Source organism: Paenibacillus sp. cl141a (genome assembly GCF_900109305.1).
GTDB lineage: Bacteria > Bacillota > Bacilli > Paenibacillales > Paenibacillaceae > Paenibacillus_AQ > Paenibacillus_AQ lautus_A.
The window spans coordinates 30903-51094 of the sequence record NZ_FNZO01000010.1; the positions used below are offsets into that span (position 1 = coordinate 30903).

Below are 20192 nucleotides of genomic sequence, written 5' to 3' on the forward strand. Positions count from 1 at the left end.
AATGAGATTTGCAGTGCTGGTCTTTCCTGGCTCCAACTGTGACATTGACTGCTATAAGGCGGTAGAAGAGACGATCGGTCAGCCGGTGGATTATGTATGGCATACGGCAACGGACCTTTCCCCATACGATTGTATTTTGGTGCCGGGCGGATTCTCCTATGGAGATTATCTGCGGTGTGGTGCGATTTCCCGGTTCGCCCCGGTCATGAACGAAGTGGCGAAAGCGGCGGAAGAGGGCAAGTATATTCTGGGCATCTGCAACGGATTTCAGATTTTGACGGAGGCCGGACTCCTTCCGGGAGCCCTGCGGCGCAACGATTCGATGAAATTCCGCTGCCATGACACGGTGCTTAAAGTGAACAATAATACAACGCCGTTTACCCGCGATTACGCGGAGGGACAAGAGATTGTCATTCCGATCGCGCATGGCGAAGGCAACTATTACTGTGATGAAGAAACGCTTCAAAAGCTCCGGGACAACCGGCAAATCGTATTTACGTATCAAGACAATCCGAACGGCTCGATCGAGGATATCGCGGGCATCTGCAACGAGCGCGGCAACGTAATCGGCATGATGCCGCATCCGGAGCGCGCGGTGAGCAGCCTGCTCGGCTCGGATGACGGTAAAGCAATGTTTACATCCATATTACAGGCATGGAGGGATACTCATGGCGCAGCAAACGTCCGTTAAGGAACCGACGGCAGAACAGATCGCAGAGCATCAGATTTACAAGCAGATGGGAGTTTCGGACAGCGAGTATGAGCTGATCTGTTCCTTCATGGGACGCAAGCCGAATTACACGGAAATCGGCGTATTCAGCGTCATGTGGTCCGAGCATTGCGCCTACAAAAACTCCAAGCCCCTGCTTCGCCGCTTCCCGACAAGCGGCCCGCGCGTCCTGATGGGACCGGGCGAAGGCGCAGGGATTGTCGATATCGGCGACAACCAAGCGGTCGTATTCAAAATCGAAAGCCATAACCACCCTTCCGCTGTAGAGCCTTACCAAGGCGCGGCTACGGGCGTAGGCGGCATAATCCGCGATATTTTCTCCATGGGGGCAAGACCGGTAGCGATTCTGAACTCGCTTCGTTTCGGCAAGCTGGAGAGCGATCGCGTTAAATATTTGTTCGAACACGTGGTATCCGGCATAGCCGGCTACGGAAACTGCATCGGAATCCCGACGGTAGGCGGCGAGGTGGTATTCGACGAGAGCTACGAAGGCAATCCGCTGGTCAATGCGATGTGCGTAGGCGTTATCGACCATGACAAGATTCAGCGCGGCGTTGCAAAAGGGGTAGGCAATCCGGTCTTCTACGTCGGGCCACCAACTGGCCGCGACGGCATCCATGGCGCGACCTTCGCTTCCGTTGAGCTGACGGAGGAATCCGAAGCGAACCGTACGGCCGTTCAGGTCGGCGATCCGTTCATGGAGAAACTCGTGATGGAATCCTGCCTCGAGCTGATCGATTCCGGCATCGTGCTGGGCATTCAGGATATGGGCGCAGCCGGACTGACTTGCTCCAGTGCCGAAATGGCAAGCAAAGCAGGCAATGGCCTGGAGCTGTACCTGGATCAGGTGCCTCAGCGCGAAGAGGGCATGACGCCTTATGAAATGATGCTGTCGGAATCCCAGGAGCGCATGCTGTTCGTCGTTGAGCCGAAACATGAAGCGCAAGCGCGCGAAATCTTCGAGCGTTGGGGCGTTATCTGCGCCAAAGTCGGCAAGGTAACGGACGATGGCCGCCTGAAGCTGATCCACCACGGCGAGGTGGTTGGCGACATGCCGGTTAAAGCACTCGTCGACGAGTGCCCGATCTATAACAAACCATCCCAAGAACCGGCTTATTATCAAGAGCAGGCTGCGGTGGATACGCTCCGTTATGAAGAAGTGAAGGACTTGGGCGGCGCCCTCAAGAAGGTGCTCGCTTCGCCAAGCCTTGCAAGCAAAGCATGGGTATACAACCAATATGATTATATGGTTCGCACCAGCACGGCCGTTCGTCCGGGCTCGGATGCTGCCGTCGTAACGGTACATGGAACGCGTAAAGCCCTGGCGATGACAACGGACTGCAACGGTCGTTACGTCTACCTCGACCCTGAGCTCGGCGGCAGAATCGCGGTCAGCGAAGCGGCGCGCAACATCGTGTGCTCCGGTGCCGAGCCGCTGGCAATTACGGATAACCTGAACTTCGGAAGCCCGGAGAAACCGGAAATTTTCTGGCAGATGGAAAAAGCCGTGGACGGCATGGCGGAAGCTTGCCGTGAGCTTGAAACGCCGGTCATCGGCGGAAACGTCAGCCTCTACAACGAGAATGCCAAAGGCGCGATTTATCCGACGCCGGTTGTCGGCATGGTCGGCCTGATCCATGATACGGATCATATTACGACGCAAGCCTTCAAGGCGGAGGGCGATGCAATCTACGTTCTGGGCGATACCCGTGCCGAACTGGGAGGCAGCGAGTTCCAAGCGATCTTGCACGGGGTGTCGGAGGGCAGACCGCCGGAGCTGAACCTGGATACCGAGAAGAAATTGCTCGGCGGCGTACTGAAGGCCATCCAATCGGGTCTGGTCCAATCGGCGCATGACGTGTCGGAGGGCGGACTTGCAGCAGCGCTTGCGGAAAGCTGCATCAGCGGCGGCATCGGCGCGAGCGTGAAATGGGCAACCGAACTGCGCAACGATGTGGCGCTATTCAGCGAGAGCCAATCCCGGATCGTGCTGTCCGCGTCTCCTGATCACAAGAATGCGCTGGAGAAGCTCCTGCAAGAAGCGGGCGTTCCATTTACCGCGCTTGGCGTAGTCGGCGGAAACAAGCTTAGCATTAACATTAACGGTGCTTCTGCGCTGGAAGAATCCGTGGAGGCTTTGAAATCCGTCTGGGAGGATGCCATTCCATGTCTCATGAACTGATACCCGAAGGACTGTGGACAGGGGATTACTACAATGAGGGAACAGGTCAGAGCGATATTTTCGATACATTAAAAGAAGAGTGCGGCGTATTCGGGGTGTTTGGGCATCCCGATGCCGCCTCCCTTTCCTATTACGGGCTTCACGCCCTCCAGCACCGCGGCGAGGAGAGCGCGGGAATCTGCGTGGCCGACGGCGAGAATTTCAATTATCACCGCGGTATGGGGCTGGTAAAAGAAGTGTTTGATAAAGACAAGCTGGAATCGCTGCAGGGCAGCATGTCGATCGGGCATGTCCGGTATTCGACCAGCGGGGACAGCAGGCTGACGAATGCGCAGCCGCTCGTCTTTAAATATCGTGAGGGCAATCTGGCGATTGCTACGAACGGCAACATCGTGAACGAGCCGAAGCTCCGGCGCGAGCTGGAGATGGAGGGCTCCATTTTCCAAACGACCAGCGATACGGAGGTCATTGCGCATCTGATCGCCCGTTCGCCGAAGGATTTTGTCGAGGCTGCCAAGGATGCCTTGCAGCGCCTGGTGGGCGGCTTTGCGTTTCTGCTCATGACCAATGACAAGCTGCTCGTCGCCTCGGACCCGAACGGACTCCGTCCGCTCACGATGGGTCGTCTGGGCGATGCATACATCTTCACCTCCGAGACCTGTGCGCTTGAAGTTATCGGAGCCGAGGCGATTCGCGACGTCGCTCCCGGGGAGCTGCTGATCCTCGATCGGAACGGGCTTCGGGAAGAGCGTTATACGGAAGCGGGACGCAAAGCGTTGTGCGCGATGGAATATATTTATTTTTCCCGTCCGGACAGCGATCTGAACGGCTCCAACCTGCATTCGGCCCGCAAACGGATGGGCAGCAAAATGGCCCTGGAATCGTTCGTGGATGCGGATGTGGTTACGGGCGTACCCGATTCCAGCATCTCGGCCGCCATCGGTTATGCCGAACAGACGGGCATTCCTTACGAGCTGGGATTGATTAAGAACAAATACACGGGCCGGACGTTCATTCAGCCGAGCCAGGAGCTGCGCGAGCAAGGCGTGAAGATGAAGCTGAGCGCGGTACGGCGCGTGGTCGAAGGCAAACGGGTGGTCATGATCGATGATTCCATCGTACGGGGAACCACGTCCCGCCGGATCGTCAATCTGCTTCGCGAAGCGGGCGCGACCGAAGTGCATGTGCGGATTACGTCGCCGCCGTTCAAGAATCCATGCTTCTACGGCATCGACACGCCGGACCGCAGGGAGCTGATTGCCTCCGAGAAAAGCGTCGAGGAAATCTGCCGTGAGATCAATGCGGATTCCCTGTCGTTCCTGAGTCCGGAGGGACTGATATCCGCCATTGGCGGTTATGATGAGCATAGCCCTAAAGGCGGCTTGTGCATGGCATGCTTTGATAATGAGTACCCGACGCAGATTGATTTCAACGGGGAAGAGAAGATGGGCTGCAGCTGCTGATTCTGCGCAGCGGACAGCCATTTTTTCTCGGATACACCCTCTAAGTGAATATTCAAAAAGGTCGGTTTTCAGCACCGAGAAGGTTGGATAGAACAACCTCTTAAGCTGATTATTGATTAAGCCCATAAATGATGTGTGAACTGATACTTTCGTCATAACGAAAAAGGAGTGTTGAGCGCGTGTCTGATACTTACAAACAAGCAGGCGTGGATATCGCTGCAGGCAACGAAGCGGTAGAGCGGATGAAAAAGCATGTCAAAACGACTTTCAGGCCGGAAGTCATGACGGACCTCGGTGGTTTTGGCGCACTGTTCAAGCTGAATAAAGACCAATATGAAGAGCCGGTACTCGTCTCAGGCACGGATGGCGTCGGCACAAAGCTGAAGCTTGCATTCGCGATGGACCAACATGATACCATCGGCATCGATGCGGTAGCGATGTGCGTGAACGATATCGTGGTGCAGGGCGCAGAACCGCTCTTTTTTCTCGACTATTTAGCGTGCGACAAGGTTATTCCGTCCAAAATCGAATCCATCGTCAAAGGGATCGCCGACGGATGCAATCAAGCGGGCTGTTCCCTGATCGGCGGGGAAACGGCGGAGATGCCGGGCATGTACAGCGAAGGCGAGTATGACATCGCGGGCTTTACCGTAGGCATTGTCGACAAAAGCAAAATGATCAACGGGTCGAATATCGCGGCAGGCGACACGGTGATTGGCTTAGCATCCAGCGGCGTGCACAGCAACGGCTTCTCGCTCGTCCGCAAGCTGCTTCTGGAGGATGCCGGCTACTCGCTGCAGCAGGAGCTCCCGGAATTGGGCGGACGTCTTGGCGACGTGCTGCTCGCACCGACCAAGATTTATGTGAAGCCGCTGCTCGGTCTGCTGAAAGAGATCGAAGTAAAGGGCATGGCGCATATCACGGGTGGCGGATTCATCGAAAATATTCCGCGCATGCTGCCGGATGGCGTCAACGTCGACATCGAATACGGCGCTTGGCCGATTCTGCCGATTTTTAAGCTGATGCAGGATAAAGGCAGCATTTCGAATAAGGACATGTTTACGACATTCAATATGGGGATCGGCATGGTGCTTGTCGTTAAGGAACAGGATGCAGACGGGGCGCTTCAATTCCTGCGCTCCGCAGGCGAAGAGGCATATGTGCTCGGCCGCGTGACCGAAGGCGAGCGCATCGTAACCTTCACGGGAGCTGAGGTGTAATGAGAGCGTTTCGGATGGCGGTGTTCGCTTCCGGAAGAGGCAGCAACTTTCAGGCTTTGGTCGATGCGCAGCAAAGCGGAGCCCTGGGCGGCGAGATCAGCATTCTGGTATGCGACAAGCCTCAGGCTCCCGTAGTGGAGCTGGCTAACGCTGCGAATGTGGAGGTATTCGCCTTTCAGCCGAAGGAATATGCCTCAAAGGAAGATTACGAACGGGAAATTGCGGCAGAGCTTCAGCAGCGCGGTGTCGAATTGATTGTTCTTGCAGGATATATGCGGCTATTGAGCCCTTCCTTTGTCGAGTTCTATAAAGGGCGGATTATCAATATTCATCCTTCGCTCCTGCCTGCTTTTCCAGGCAAAGACGCGATCGGCCAAGCGCTTGCGTATGGCGTGAAGATGACCGGCGTCACGGTGCATTTCGTGGATGGCGGCATGGATACCGGGCCGGTTATCGCTCAGAAAGCCGTTGAAATCAAGGAAGGCGATACGGCGGAAACGCTGGCAGAACGCATTCACGCCGTGGAGCAGAAGTTATATTCTGAAGTCGTTTCCTGGTTTGCCCAGGGGCGGATTTCGCTGGACGGGCGGAATGTGACGATTGCCTAATAGGCTTTTGTAATAAAAGCGGACAAGGTCATACAGTGAATCGACATGTTCGATATTTCTCGGGAAATAATTTGCAATTATGGATCTTCGACAGCATCTACGTTATCAAGACAGGCCTAACTTAGTAGATTTTCATTCAAAATAGGGGGTATGAACGTGGGTATCAAAAGAGCTTTGGTCAGCGTGTCGGACAAAACCGGCGTCGTGGAATTTTGCCGCGATTTGTCTTCATTGGGTGTAGAGATCATTTCGACAGGAGGAACGAAGAACCTCCTCGCAAAAGAGGGCGTTCCTGTCATCGGCATTTCTGATGTGACCGGATTCCCGGAAATTCTGGACGGACGCGTCAAAACCCTTCATCCAGCGGTGCACAGCGGCTTGCTTGCCATTCGCGACAGCGAGGAGCATCAGCGTCAAATGCAGGAGCTGGGCCTCGATTACATCGATCTGGTCGTGGTGAACCTGTACCCGTTCCAGGAAACGATCGCGAAGCCGGATGTTGAGTATGAAGATGCGATCGAAAATATCGACATCGGCGGACCGACGATGCTGCGTTCGGCTGCGAAAAACCATGCTTTTGTGAGCGTGGTTGTCGATGCGGCGGATTACGGCAGCGTGATCGAGGAAATCCGCGGCGGCGGCGATACGACGCTTGAAACCCGTAAACGCCTTGCAGCCAAGGTATTCCGTCATACGGCTGCCTACGATACGCTCATTTCCGACTATTTGTCGAATGTGACAGGCGATCCGCTTCCTGAGCGCTTTAGCGTCACCTACGAGAAGATCCAGGATCTTCGCTATGGCGAGAATCCGCATCAAAAGGCAGCATTTTACCGAAAGCCGCTGGCTCCTGCGGGAACGTTGACGACCGCCGAGCAGCTGCACGGCAAAGAGCTCTCCTACAACAATATCAATGACGCCAACGCGGCCCTCCAGATCGTGAAGGAATTCGACGAGCCGACCGTGGTGGCCGTGAAGCATATGAATCCTTGCGGCGTCGGCATCGGGACGAATGTATTGGAAGCTTATCAAAAAGCTTACAATGCGGATCCGACGTCCATCTTCGGCGGCATCGTGGCCGCAAACCGGACGATTGACGCTCCGACGGCCGATCTGCTGAAGGATATTTTCCTTGAAATTATCCTGGCACTGGACTTCACGCCGGAGGCACTGGAGATTCTGACGAAAAAGAAAAACATCCGTCTGCTGAAGATGGGCGAGTTCGGCTCGGCCAAGGAGCGCCAAAGCACGCTTGCCGTAACAACCATCGAAGGCGGCATGATCGTGCAGGAAAGCGATGTGCATTCCCTCGATGCGGCTGACCTGAAGGTCGTGACGGACCGTGAGCCGACCGAAGCCGAGCTGAAGCAGCTGCTCTTCGGCTGGAAGGTGGTCAAGCACGTCAAGTCGAACGCAATCGTATTGGCGGCTGACGACATGACCGTCGGCGTAGGCGCAGGTCAAATGAACCGTGTCGGTTCCGCGCGCATTGCGGTGGAGCAGGCGGGAGAGAAAGCCAAAGGCGCGGTTCTCGCTTCCGATGCCTTCTTCCCAATGGGCGATACGGTGGAGCTTGCGGCGAAAGCCGGCATTACTGCCATCATTCAGCCGGGCGGCTCCATTAAGGATGAGGAATCCATTAAGGCTGCCAACGAATACGGGATCGCCATGGTCTTTACCGGCGTGAGACATTTCAAGCACTAATTCATGAGCATATAAAGGGAGCTTTGCTGCAGCCGTCAGGCTGCTGCTGAAGGATCACCTTTGATTCAGCAGCATATAGAGGCGACGCCGCGCTTAGCGCGCGCCGCCTTTACGTTTAAGGGGCCAAAGGTCGACTTATCGCTTTGCCCCGTAAATGATTCATGCGGTGAAGCGATATCGCGGGCAATATGAAATGATTCGGGAGGGGTAAACCATGGATATTTTGGTTATCGGAGGCGGCGGAAGAGAGCATGCCATCGTATGGGCACTGGCAAAGAGCCCGAAAGCAGGCACCATTTACTGTGCGCCGGGCAATGCCGGAATCGGGCAGCTGGCCGAAAACGTGCCGATTGCGGTATCGGAATTTGATAAGCTGGCGGCTTTCGCCGTAGAGAAGCAGGTGGGTCTCATTGTTGTCGGTCCGGATGATCCGCTGGCTGAAGGCATCGTGGATGCGTTTGACGCTACGGGCATCCCGGTATTCGGTCCGCGCAAAAACGCAGCCGAAATCGAGGGCAGCAAAACCTTCATGAAGGATCTGCTTCATAAATACAGCATACCGACAGCGGCTTACGCGAAGTTCGACAATTACGAGGAGGCGCTTGCTTACTTGCGCCAGCAAGGCGCGCCGATCGTCGTCAAAGCGGACGGGCTCGCAGCAGGCAAGGGCGTCACCGTTGCGCGGACCATCGAGGAAGCCGAGCAGGCACTCAGCGACATCATGCAATCGAAGATCTTTGGCGATGCCGGAAGCCGCGTAGTTATCGAGGAGTTCCTGGAAGGCCAGGAAATGTCGATCCTCGCCTTTGTGGACGGAGAAACCGTGAAGCCGATGTCAGCCGCGCAGGATCACAAGCCGGCCTATGACGGGGACCAGGGGCCAAATACCGGAGGAATGGGAACGTATTCGCCATTGCCTCATATTCAGCCGTCCATCATCGAAGAGGCCATTGAGACAATCATCAAGCCCACGGCAAAAGCGATGGTTGCCGAAGGACGTCCGTTCCGTGGCGTTCTGTTTGCCGGATTGATGATCACGCCGGACGGCAGACCGAAGACCATTGAATTCAATGCCAGATTCGGCGATCCGGAAGCGCAGGTTGTATTGCCGCGCCTGAAGACCGATCTGCTCGACGTTTTCCTTGCTGCCGTGAACGGGACCCTGGCCGATCTTGAGCTGGAGTGGGGCGATGAAGCAGCCGTATGCGTCATTCTGGCTTCCGGCGGCTATCCTGCATCGTATCCGAAAGGAATCGCGATCACCGGCCTGGACAATGAGCAAGACGGGACGATCGTATTTCATGCGGGCACTTCTCGCGATGCCGATGGCACCTGGAGAACGAACGGGGGACGTGTCCTGGGCGTTGTCGGTTTAGGCGCGGATATCGCTGCGGCACGCGCGAAAGCCTATGAACGGGCAGAAGCAATTGCGTTTGAAGGCAAGTTTAACCGGACGGATATTGCGCTAAAAGCATTGCAGTAAGCCAAGCTCTCATTCAATAACAACGATGTGTCAAAAATAGAGGGACTGTCGCAGATCGGTTTCAATGATCACAAGCGGTAGTCCTTTCTTGCTGTTATCGGAAATGCATGGGGAAGCCAAGCTTAGATGCAAGATCCGCTCATGGCAGACCCGGGCACATCTGTTTCTATTTCCCACTATTGTGCAAACGTTTGTTCAACGAGCAGGCATTTATGATGGCTTCTTGTCTCAAATAACGTGCGGAATGACAGGATTGCACAGTATCTGCACAACTATTTTTATGATAACTTACGAAATACAGTGAATACCGAAGGTAATAGAAGATTATATGCCTAAAACGGGGAAAAATGATCTGTGCAAACGTTTTTACATTCGATATTAAATGTTGTATGATGTTTTCAGTGAATGAAGCGCTTTCTCGACGGGATTTTTCCTGAGTATCTCGCCAGACGCTACATAGAAAAAGAGACGCTGAAAATTTTCTGAAATCGTTTGCGCAGATTTCCAACATTTTCTGATCATTTATTGAGAGGGGTAATCATGGAATGAAGATGAAGAAGTTACTTACGCTAGCTGCAACCTTCACGTTGGCGTTCTCCATTACAGCGTGCGGAGGAAATACGGCCGCTCCAGCTACGGAGGCACCTGCTGAGACTCCGCCAGCACAGGAAACGCCGGCCGAAAATACAGAGACACAGGAACTTAAGCCAGAAGAAGGCGCGAAATTGGTCGTATGGGAAAGCCGTGACGAAAGAGCTTACACCGATGCGGTCGCCAAAGAATTTACCGAGAAATACGGCGTTGAAGTGACCATTGAAGAATTGTCCCCAACTGATCAAGTAACCAAGCTTGCGCAAGACGGACCATCCGGCTTGGCTGCCGACGTCGTACTGTTCCCTCACGATAACCTGGGTAAAGCCGTAGCGACAAACCTGGTTCTGCCGAACGATTTTTATGAAGAAAAAACGAAAAGCAACAACACGGAAGCAGCCATCCAAGGCGTAAGCTATGACGGCGTTCTGTACGGATACCCTCGCGCTGCGGAAACTTACCTGATGTACTACAACAAGGACTTGGTAAAAGAAGTTCCGACAACGATGGAAGAGGTTATCGAATTCAGCAAAACCTTCACCGACAAATCCAAGAACAAGTATGGATTCATGTTCGAAACAGGCAACCTGTACTTCGCATATCCGTTCCTTGCTTCCAACGGCGGATACATCTTCGGTAACGGCGGTGCCGACGTCAACGATATCGGCCTGAACAACGAAGGCGCAGTGAAGAGCATGGAAGTATATGCAAGCCTTAAGGAAATCCTTCCGGTTAAATCCGGCGATATTACGCCGGATATCAAACGCGGATTGTTCACGGCCGGCGATCTGGCGATGGACATTAACGGACCATGGGAGCTTGGCGGATACAAAGAAGCGCTTGGCGACAAGCTCGGCGTTGCTCCAATCCCGACGATCGGCGGTCAGCCTGCCGTATCGTTCTCCGGTATCAAAGCTTGGTACGTAAGCTCGTTCACGAAGTATCCGCAAGCAGCTCGTCTGTTCGCCGACTTCGCAACGTCCAAGGAAGCGCAATTGCAATTGAGCGCATTGGTTGGTTCGGTTCCGACCAACAACGAAGCTCAAGAAGACGATCAAATCAAGAACGACGAGTATGTATCGGCATTCACGGAGCAGTTCAAATCCTCCCAGCCGATGCCGTCCGTACCGGAAATGGCTAACGTATGGTCTCCAGTAGGCGCTGCGCTGGCTGAGATCTGGGACAACAACAAAGACGTGAAAGAAACGCTGGATAAAGCTGTAACTCAAGTGAAAGACCTCAACAGTGGTGGAGCTGGCGAGTAATAGCGTTCTTATATAATACGAGACAGATGAAGAAGTTCACCCGCCGAACAACCGGCGGGTGATTCCTCGATTATACGGAGAGGAGAATGGAGGGAGCATGCGTCAACATCGTATCACAGCGGCCGTATTATCAGCCATCTGCATGGGTCTGGGTCAGCTTTACAATCGGCAATGGATCAAAGGCGTTATTTTACTTATCGTAGGCCTATTCAGTCTGTATTACTTCATTAACAACCTGGGTGATGCCATCTGGGGAATGGTAACATTGGGAGAACAGGGGAGCCATTTAGAAAAAGTCAACGGCTTGACCCAAATGGTAGCGGGTGACCATTCCATCAATCTCCTGATTGAAGGACTTATCACCTTAATTATGTTTGCGCTCTTTCTTATTGGCTACTATGCCAATATCAAAAACGCATATAACGCTGGAAAACTAAGGGAAAAGGGTGTAACGCCCAACAATTTCAGACAGACCCTTTACTATATTTTCGAATGGAAATTCGCGCAATCTTTCCTAACACTGCCGGCGATCGGTATTTTGTTTTTTACGGTCATGCCGATCATCTTCATGGTCCTGCTGGCGTTTACGAACTATTCCGCTCCAAACAATCTGCCGCCTGCAAGCCTGGTGGATTGGGTTGGCTTCAAAACCTTTACCAATCTCGTTGCACTAAAATCGTGGAGCCACACCTTTTTCGGAGTTTTGACCTGGACGATCATCTGGGCGGTGCTCGCAACGGTTACCACGTATTTCGGCGGCGTGCTCGTGGCGCTGCTTATCCAACAAAAAGGAATTCGCTTCAAAGGCGTATGGCGCGTCATCCTGATCATTCCATATGCGATCCCGCAGCTGATCTCGCTGCTTGTCATGCGTAATATGTTTAACGGACAGTTCGGCCCGATCAACCAGTATTTAAGGTACTTCGGTTTGGAAGGACTGCCTTGGCTGACCGATCCGGTCTGGGCTAAAGTGACCGTTATCGTTGTTAATATGTGGGTCGGTATCCCTGTATCCATGCTCCTCGTGATGAGCGTTCTGACCACGATTCCGAAGGATCTCTATGAAGCGGCGGACGTGGATGGAGCGACCGGCTTCCAGAAGTTCAAAATCATTACCCTGCCGATGATTTTGTTCTCGACGGCACCGGTGCTGATTACGCAATTTGCCGGTAACATCAACAACTTTAACTTGATTTTCCTCCTGACGAACGGTAATCCGGTGGTAGGCGACTATCAATACGCGGGAGCGACGGACCTGCTCGTCACCTGGCTCTATAAACTGACGCTCGATCAGCAGCGTTACAGCATGGCATCGGCCATCGGTATTATCATCTTTATGATTATTGCGACCTTCTCGATTTACAATTATCGTCGTACCAGATCATTCAAAGAGGAGGATATGATCCAATAATGGGAATTAAAATGAGAAACGCGATCCGCCTGACGGCAAGCTACATCACGCTTGTCATCATCGCGATCGGCTGTATTTACCCGGCGCTCTGGATTGTTCTGGCCTCTTTCCGTCCCGGAAAGTCGTTGTACAGCAAATCCTTGATTCCAGAATCCTTCACGCTCAGTCATTATAAAGAGCTGTTTACGTCCCAAAGCTTCCTGTTTGGCACATGGTACATGAACACGCTGAAAATTGCGGTGTTCTCCATGATTATCGGGACCATTCTTGTTCTGCTTACTAGTTATGCGGTATCCCGCTTCCGGTTCAAAGGCCGTCAGAATGCGCTATCGGTCATTCTCGTGCTGGGGATGTTCCCGGGCTTCATGAGCATGATCGCCCTGTATATCCTGTTGAACTCCTTGGACCTGCTGAATACGCATGCCGCGATGATCATCGTGTATGCGGCCGGGGCACCGCTTGGCGGAACCCTCATCATGAAGGGCTTCCTGGATACGATACCGCGAAGCTTGGATGAAGCGGCGAAGATTGACGGAGCCACCAACTTCCAGATCTTCCGCAAAATCATTCTGCCGTTATCGAAGCCGATGATCACGTATATGGGCTTGACGCTGTTCGTAGGCCCATGGGTAGACTTTATCTTTGCCCGGCTCGTGCTCCGGACCAAGGAAAACTGGACGCTCGCCGTCGGTCTGTGGGATCTCGTCAACTCCACCCAGGACAGCAACTTTACGTTATTCGCGGCGGCATCGGTGCTGATCGCACTGCCGATCACACTGCTGTTCGTGTTCCTGCAGCGTTTGCTGGTCGACGGCATGACGGCCGGCGCAAGCAAAGGGTAAGCCCAAAAACGGATAGCCAAACGCACGATATCATCATAAGACACATAGATAGAGAGAACAGCGAAGAGACACAGCCGGTAATTGCCTTGCTGTGTCTTTTTGCATGTATGCATGCAATCAGGGGGTACATAACATGAACATGACAAAGCGTTTTCAATTCAAGGCGGTCGGCATGAAGCTGTTTGTTATCTTTTTTACAACGATCGTGCTGTTATCTTCGGCGCTGGGGTTATTGTCGTATTCCATCTCCAAGGACACGGTAATGGATCAGGTATCCGAGGCGACCTCGGGGCAGATGATGCAGGCGGCGGACAAGCTGGATTTTCTATTAGCCCAGTATGAAGCCGCTTCCCGCCAATGGGCGCTGGACACGGTGCTTCGCGAAGATCTGGTGACGGTCAGCACGGCGGATATCGGCATTCGGGACAAAACGCAGGCCGAGAACCGGATCCGTGAGAAGCTGAACGGGATGGCATCTTCGGATAAACGTCTGCAGGGCATGCGTCTGGTCGCGCCCAATCTTCAGGCTCAAAGCTCCTATAACTCCACGGGCTATTCGGGCATGTCTTCTTCGGACGGGGTGAAGGCGAAGATCGACCGGATTATTCAGGCCGATGGCGAACCGGTATGGTTCCCGACAGAGATCAAGGGTTTTATGGAGAACGAGAATACCGCCACCATGACGATGGGGAGATTGCTGAAAAACCTGAAAAATCCGAATGCGCAGTACGTCCTGCTGATGGATGTCAAGGATGAGGCGGTCGGCGAGGTGCTGGCGAATCTAAAAATAGGGAATCACGGACAGATGCGGATCGTGGCCGAAGATAACCGGATCGTGCACGACATGGACCCGGCCCAGCTGATGCAGCCGTCCGCCATTACGGTTCCTTCAGACGCTGAGGAAGGGGGGATCTACTATACCGCCGACGAGCAGATGGTGGTGTATACGCCTTTGAAGACCGCGCCATGGCATATGGTCGGCTTTGCTCCCGTCAGCGATTTCGTGCAGGCCACTGACAAATTGCTTGCCGTGACGCTTGCGGTCATTGTGGCAGCGGTTCTGGTTGCTGTTCTGATCGGCTACTATATGATGCGTACCGTCGGTCGACCGCTGAACCAGATGTGCAGCCTGATGGAAGAGGGAGAGCAGGGGAACTTAAGGGTGCGGACAGAATTTCAGCGTGCAGATGAAATTGGCCGTCTGGGTCTGAGCTTCAACCGGATGATGGGGCAAATCTCGGCTTTGGTCGATCAGACGAATGCGTCGGCGAAGGAAGTGCTGGTTACGGCCGAGGAATTGGCCGAAGCCTCAAGGGGAACGTCGCTTACGGCCGGCGAAATCGCAGCCGCCATGGAACAGATTGCGCAGGGAAGCGGAAGCCTGGCCATGGAGGCCGAACGAGAGAACCAGCTGGCCGAGAACATCGGCGTGCGGATGAGCAAGGTGTCCGATACGAATCAGGTGATCGCGGCCGCGGCGGATCGCGTGCTCCGGGTAACGGGAGAAGGCGCGCAGCATATGGACAGCCTGGTGGAGAAATCGACGCGGATTAACCAGGTGAACCGGGCGATCGTCCAGAATGCGGAGAAGCTGAAGGATAATACCGCATCGATCCACAAAATATTGGAGCTGATGTCGGAGATCACGCATCAGACCAACGTGCTGTCCATTAACGCGACGATTGAAGCGGCCCGCGCCGGGGCGGCAGGCAGCGGCTTCATGGTGGTTGCCAATGAGGTGCGGAGCCTCGCGGATCGTTCCAAGGAGTCGATCCAGACCGTAGGCGCGATGATTCTGGACATTCGGCGCGAGGTGCAGGGCTCCGTGGATGCTTTGACGTCGGCATCGCCGCTCTTTGACGAGCAGCTACATTCGGTGCAGGAAGCACAGGGCGTCTTTGATAACGTGCGTCACGAGATGGATGCGCTCTTAACCGAGATCAGCGAGTCTACGCATGCGGTGGAGGTTCTGATCGATTCCCAGCTGGCGCTGACCGACTCCATCTCGGAGGCGAGCTCGATTGTCCAGGAAACCAGCGCCGCCACGGAGGAGGTCGCTTCGATGTCGTCCGAGCAGTTCAAGGTGAGCGAGAAGCTGGTCGGCCTGTCGTCGCGATTGGAGGAACTGTCGGAGGGCTTGCGTAAGTCTTTGGTGATGTTCAGGACGTAAATGGTTTTCGTAATGATGTGATGGCTATGCAGCACTCCGCCTGCTCCGTTGAAGCGAGACGCTGCGAGTACGTATCGTTCCTCCAATCGCTGTTGCCCCCAATTTTCTTTGGATTATGATTTTTCGGTAGAAAATCGGGGGCAAAGGCGACCACTATCGTTTTTCCGGAATCGATTCGTCCTCTCCGCTACTGCGTGCTAAACGCAAAACCATTTACGCTAGGGTGTGGGGGAAGAAAAAGGCCGATGAAGAGGAACATCTTCATCGGCTTTTTTGCTGGTGGTGCGTTACTCGGGAGCGCAAGTGCAGGATCGTTGAGTTGCCCCATCTGCTTGGTGAGTTACTGCCTGCTGAGCACGCACGCTCTCCCTTTGGGAATCGCTCATGCCGTTCAGAGGGAATGTTGAGGTGCTTCATGCGCAACGGGCTACTGCCTGCTGGAATTATGAACTGCACGAAAAAACCAACTCCAGGAAATTTCCCGAGCTGGTTTTTGGTTTGTTCAGGGGCGCTCTTCGGCAAAAAGACGTTCTTGTACTTACGGTTGCCAGTTCACGTTAATGGTGGCCGTTCCGCTCGCTGGAGCGGTGAAGGTATGGTTCGAACCGCCTTCCCATGTTACTGTCGAGCCCTGTTTCTTCAGGAATTTGAATTCGATGGTTTTGCCGGCAGGAACGCTGACATCATAGTACCAGGTTGGGTATTGGTAGATGACCTGGTTGTACATCGGACCGATGGCTTTGGCCGGGTCCCAGTTGCCAAGCTCGCTTACGCTGCCTGCCAAATACACGTTCTGGCCGAGCGCGGTGGTGGCGTTGTTCACCACAAAGCGCACGCTGACCTGATCCCCGCTCAGCACTTCGAAGTTGTCATGCACATTGCTTGAGGTTCCGGCGCTGTTGGCGATTTTGATATTGTATACGCCTCCGGCGACGGCAGGGATTTTCACTTTGATCTGCGTGTTCTCCCAAGCCGTAATGTTAGCGCCGGTCACTGCCGTCGTGCCAAAGTATACCGTGCCTTTGCTTGCACCGAAGCCGCGGCCGTCAATGGTGACGGTTGCGCCCGGTTTGGCCATCATCGGTCCTACGTGCCCGATGGTTGGCGTGGTCACGGCCGTGGTGTACTGCCATACGGCCGTACCGCCCGCTGCCAGCGTGAAGTTGGAAGCGGACCCGCCGGAGCCGACGGTCAGATTGTTACCGTTCAGGAGGCCGCCCAGCACGTCGGTGTAGCTGCCGGCCGGCAGTGAGGTTACCAATCCCGTAATGGAAGCCGTCGTGTTCACGTTGCGGTTGACGGCGATGACGGCCACGTTGGTGCCGAACTTGCGCTCGTAGATCAGCACATCGTTGTTGATCCAGCGCTCCTGCGTCGTCCCATAGGCAATGGCCGGATTGGATTTGCGCAGCGGCGCGAGTTTTTGAATTACTTGATATGCGGTAGTCGTTGTAGAGAAAGAAGGAATTCGAGCCCGATTGTCGGGATCGTTCCCGCCGGACATGTATTGCTCGGTTCCATAATAGATGGCTGGTACGCCGCGGGAAGTGAGCGTGAAGGCGAGCGCTTGCTCCAGCTTCCGGCGGTTGGCGCTGTTATTGTGGAATCGTTCCATGTCATGGTTATCGATGAACGTGACTTGATCCTCCACCTGCGCGTAATCGGCCGCAGAGCCCTCCAGCATGGACTTCAGTCCGTACATATTGTCGGTGTTGTCCCTGAATACCTGGCGAACCTTCTGCGCAAAACGGAAATCCAGCAGGCTCATGCCGGATTCGTTGGCGAACTTATGGTTCTCGGCACTCACTTCGTTCACCCCGAGGAACCATTCGCCGAAGGTGAAGACCGGCTTGTAATTGTTGACGGTGGCCATGAAGCTCTTCTGCCAGCCGAACGGCATATGTTTTACCGCATCCATCCGAATGCCATCAATGCCCAGATCAAGCCACATTTTAATGGCATCCTTCAGGTAGGTATCCACCGTGCTGTTGTTATGGTTCAAATCGGCAAGGTCGTACAGGTTTTTGTAAATCCCGTTCTCTGTCGTCGAGAAGTCGGTGCCTCCGTTATGATGGAATAAATTCTGCGTATCGCCGGTGTATCCGCCGAGGAGGGTGCCGTTGTTGTACAGCTTGCCGTTCTCCGCGAACGACGGCTGGTCCGAGGAAGCGGGAGACGTGTGGTTCGGCGCGAAGTCGATGATGACTTTGATGTTCTTGGCATGGGCGGCAGCGATGAGATTCTGGAAGTCGGCGATCGTGCCGTAAGCCGGGTTCGTTTTCTTGAAGTCTCTGGCCCAGTAGCCGTGATAAGCGGTGTTGTTCACGCCGGAATAGTTGATGACGCTGTAGATGTTCTCGACCGGCTGGGAGATCCAGATGGCGGTAACGCCCATACCGGTCAGGTAGCCGTCGTTGATTTTGTTGATGATCCCTTGCCAGTCGCCGCCGCAGTACAGCCGCAGGTTGGTGCAGGTACCGTCAAAGGCCGGGCCGGTCGGGTTGTTGGCAGGATTGCCGTCGGAGAAACGGTCCGTAAAGATTTGATAAATGACATCCGTGCTGAAGTTTTGCTTGTTGGATACCGAGGTATCCGGAGCTGCATGGGCTGGGCCGAGCAAGCTCAGCGCCAGGGACAAGCTAAGGGCAAGGGCGGTTGTCAGTTTGTAGAATTTTTTCATCGTATTCCTCCTATGTAACGGTTATTGAATGAGGGTTGGTTCAATGAGCAAACCGAAGCCGCGGGGAATCACCTCCTGTACCAAAGATAGGGCAACAAAAAACCCCGGCATCTCCTGAAGAGAAACCGGGGTTGTTCCATACCGGGTGTGCGGTGACGGAATGCATGGCCCTTAAATTATACGAGTGTTTGATTTCAACAATATTGTAAATGAAAGCGTATTCATATGTCAATATGTAATATCCAAATAAAAGGAAATTAATATTTTATGTCATGAAATTAAATTTTATATTCTTTATTTATTATTGAAACAAAATTTTACAGACCATATAATAGGTTTAGCAAGCGTTTACAATTTGAAGATCAGTTCATGTAAAAATGGCGTGTTTGTTGTTTAGTTGATCCAATTCAAGGCCTGGAAGCAAAGGAGGGAAGTTCAATGGAGACTCATGTGAAGGCCGGTGCAGAGCAGCTGGGCTTGGGAATCAAGGGAGTGAGGGCGGCGTGCGCCGCCATTGAGCGCGAAATAGCCGCTGGTACGGCGCCGGGTGCCGTACTGGGCGTTCTGCATGAAGGCAGGACATGGTTCTACACAGCAGGCTATGCCAATCCTAATCCGGTGCAGGGCCAGCCTGTGCCTGTTAGCGAGGATACGTTATACGACTGTGCATCTTTGACCAAGGTGGCGGTCACGCTCCCGTTGATTTTGCAATTGATCGATGATGGAGCTCTGACCTTGGGCACAAAAGCGAGCGATATGCTGCCTTCATTCGGAACGGCAGGCAAAGAAGAGATCACGGTAGGCCAGCTGCTGACGCATACTTCCGGGCTCCAGGCGGATATGAACCTGCATTCCCATGGCTGGGACAGGGAGCAGATGTGGGATGCCGTTTTTTCAGCGCCGCTTGCGGCGAAGCCGAATACCGACGTGATTTACAGCGACTTGGGGTATCTGGTGCTTGGACGCATCATAGAAGGGTTGCTCGAACTGCCCTTGGACCAAGCGTTTAAGCAATGGGTGGCGGATCCGCTGGGCATGCATCACGCAACGCTGACTCCTTCGCCGGGTCAGGCGTACCGCTATGCTGCAACGGAGCATGATGAATCCATCCAGGATCACTTGTGCGGGATCGTGCATGATGAGAAGGCGCGGGCTTTGGGCGGCGTGTGCGGCCATGCGGGATTGTTTGCCACGGCAGGTGACCTGCTGCAGTATGCCCGAATGTGGCTTGCGCAAGGCGCGGTTCCGGCGGTGGAAGCTGTGAAGGCGAAAGCCGGCGAACCGAGGCTCCTATCTCGGGCTGCCTCGGCTACGGCCACCCGTTCCCATACGAGTCATATTCAGGGCTCGAGCCGTGGCTTGGGATGGGTGCTGAAAGGAGATAAGATGGACGCCTCCGGAGATTGGATGAGCCCGTACTGTTACGGACATACCGGCTTTACCGGAACCAGCCTGTGGATCGATCCCGAGTCTGATCTTGCGGTTGTTCTGCTGACCAACCGCGTATATGGAGGGCGGAGCAGCAGCGTGGCTCAGCTGCGCGTACAGGTCCACAACGCTTTGAAGGGAGCCGTTGCATGGTAAGACTGGAATACAATAGCACTGTCCAAGCATGCCCCGACTCACGCACCGTTTGCATAGGGAGCAGTGCGCACGATATATAAAATATTTGTCGTTCGTTCCCGCAGCGGCAGCAATCCGAAGCTGAGCTAACGCCGGATGGACATTAAGCAATGCCCCCTGATGTCGATACATTTTTGAGCTGCTGCATAGATATTCCGTCCAGTACATGGAGGATTGTTGAATGGAGATCAACTGGTCGTGTCGTATAGGGCAATCGTCG

General features: G+C 54.0%; 13 protein-coding genes. 12 read left to right on the forward strand and 1 reads right to left on the reverse strand.

Annotation, left to right across the window (positions count from 1 at the left end; all coding sequences use genetic code 11):
* The first annotated feature begins 1 nt into the window (after position 1).
* From purQ to BMX45_RS23200, 11 genes are all read left to right on the forward strand, one after another.
* Positions 2–691 carry a phosphoribosylformylglycinamidine synthase subunit PurQ gene (gene purQ / locus BMX45_RS23150; RefSeq protein WP_012819095.1) on the forward strand — a complete coding sequence of 230 codons (690 nt, stop codon included), beginning with the start codon at positions 2–4 and terminating at the stop codon, positions 689–691.
* Positions 669–2912 (forward strand): phosphoribosylformylglycinamidine synthase subunit PurL, encoded by a 2244-nt coding sequence (purL, locus tag BMX45_RS23155; protein ID WP_090912202.1) that lies wholly within the window; start codon positions 669–671, stop codon positions 2910–2912. The genes purQ and purL overlap by 23 nt, the downstream gene beginning before the upstream one ends.
* Positions 2897–4375, forward strand: coding sequence for an amidophosphoribosyltransferase (gene purF / locus BMX45_RS23160; RefSeq protein ID WP_009592356.1), 1479 nt, complete (start codon positions 2897–2899; stop codon positions 4373–4375). The genes purL and purF overlap by 16 nt, the downstream gene beginning before the upstream one ends.
* A 179-nt stretch (positions 4376–4554) precedes the next feature.
* Positions 4555–5595, forward strand: coding sequence for a phosphoribosylformylglycinamidine cyclo-ligase (gene purM / locus BMX45_RS23165; protein ID WP_090912203.1), 1041 nt, complete (start codon positions 4555–4557; stop codon positions 5593–5595).
* Complete coding sequence (gene purN, locus BMX45_RS23170) at positions 5595–6203, forward strand: phosphoribosylglycinamide formyltransferase (RefSeq protein WP_090912205.1); 609 nt, start codon at positions 5595–5597, stop codon at positions 6201–6203. Before purM ends, purN begins: the two co-directional genes overlap by 1 nt.
* 156 nt (positions 6204–6359) lie before the next feature.
* On the forward strand, positions 6360–7907 hold the full coding sequence (gene purH / locus BMX45_RS23175; RefSeq protein ID WP_090912207.1) for a bifunctional phosphoribosylaminoimidazolecarboxamide formyltransferase/IMP cyclohydrolase: 1548 nt from the start codon (positions 6360–6362) through the stop codon (positions 7905–7907).
* 214 nt (positions 7908–8121) lie between these two features.
* Positions 8122–9390 (forward strand): phosphoribosylamine--glycine ligase, encoded by a 1269-nt coding sequence (gene purD, locus BMX45_RS23180; RefSeq protein WP_090912209.1) that lies wholly within the window; start codon positions 8122–8124, stop codon positions 9388–9390.
* 545 nt (positions 9391–9935) lie between these two features.
* Positions 9936–11246, forward strand: coding sequence for a sugar ABC transporter substrate-binding protein (locus BMX45_RS23185; RefSeq protein ID WP_009592303.1), 1311 nt, complete (start codon positions 9936–9938; stop codon positions 11244–11246).
* A gap of 97 nt (positions 11247–11343) precedes the next feature.
* On the forward strand, positions 11344–12657 hold the full coding sequence (locus BMX45_RS23190; protein WP_090912211.1) for a sugar ABC transporter permease: 1314 nt from the start codon (positions 11344–11346) through the stop codon (positions 12655–12657).
* Positions 12657–13499, forward strand: coding sequence for a sugar ABC transporter permease (locus BMX45_RS23195; protein ID WP_009592355.1), 843 nt, complete (start codon positions 12657–12659; stop codon positions 13497–13499). The genes BMX45_RS23190 and BMX45_RS23195 overlap by 1 nt, the downstream gene beginning before the upstream one ends.
* A gap of 133 nt (positions 13500–13632) precedes the next feature.
* The gene (locus tag BMX45_RS23200; RefSeq protein WP_090912213.1) at positions 13633–15669 is read left to right on the forward strand and encodes a methyl-accepting chemotaxis protein; all 2037 of its coding nucleotides are present in this window, start codon (positions 13633–13635) and stop codon (positions 15667–15669) included.
* A 538-nt stretch (positions 15670–16207) separates the two neighbouring features.
* Here BMX45_RS23200 and BMX45_RS23205 read toward each other — a convergent pair.
* The gene (locus BMX45_RS23205; RefSeq protein WP_090912215.1) at positions 16208–18349 is read right to left on the reverse strand and encodes an alpha-amylase family glycosyl hydrolase; all 2142 of its coding nucleotides are present in this window, start codon (positions 18347–18349) and stop codon (positions 16208–16210) included.
* A 438-nt stretch (positions 18350–18787) separates the two neighbouring features.
* On the opposite strand from BMX45_RS23205, the gene BMX45_RS23210 reads away from it, so the two are divergent.
* Positions 18788–19933: a serine hydrolase domain-containing protein gene (locus tag BMX45_RS23210; protein WP_090912217.1), complete on the forward strand. Its 1146-nt coding sequence runs from the start codon at positions 18788–18790 to the stop codon at positions 19931–19933.
* Positions 19934–20192: the final 259 nt, after the last annotated feature.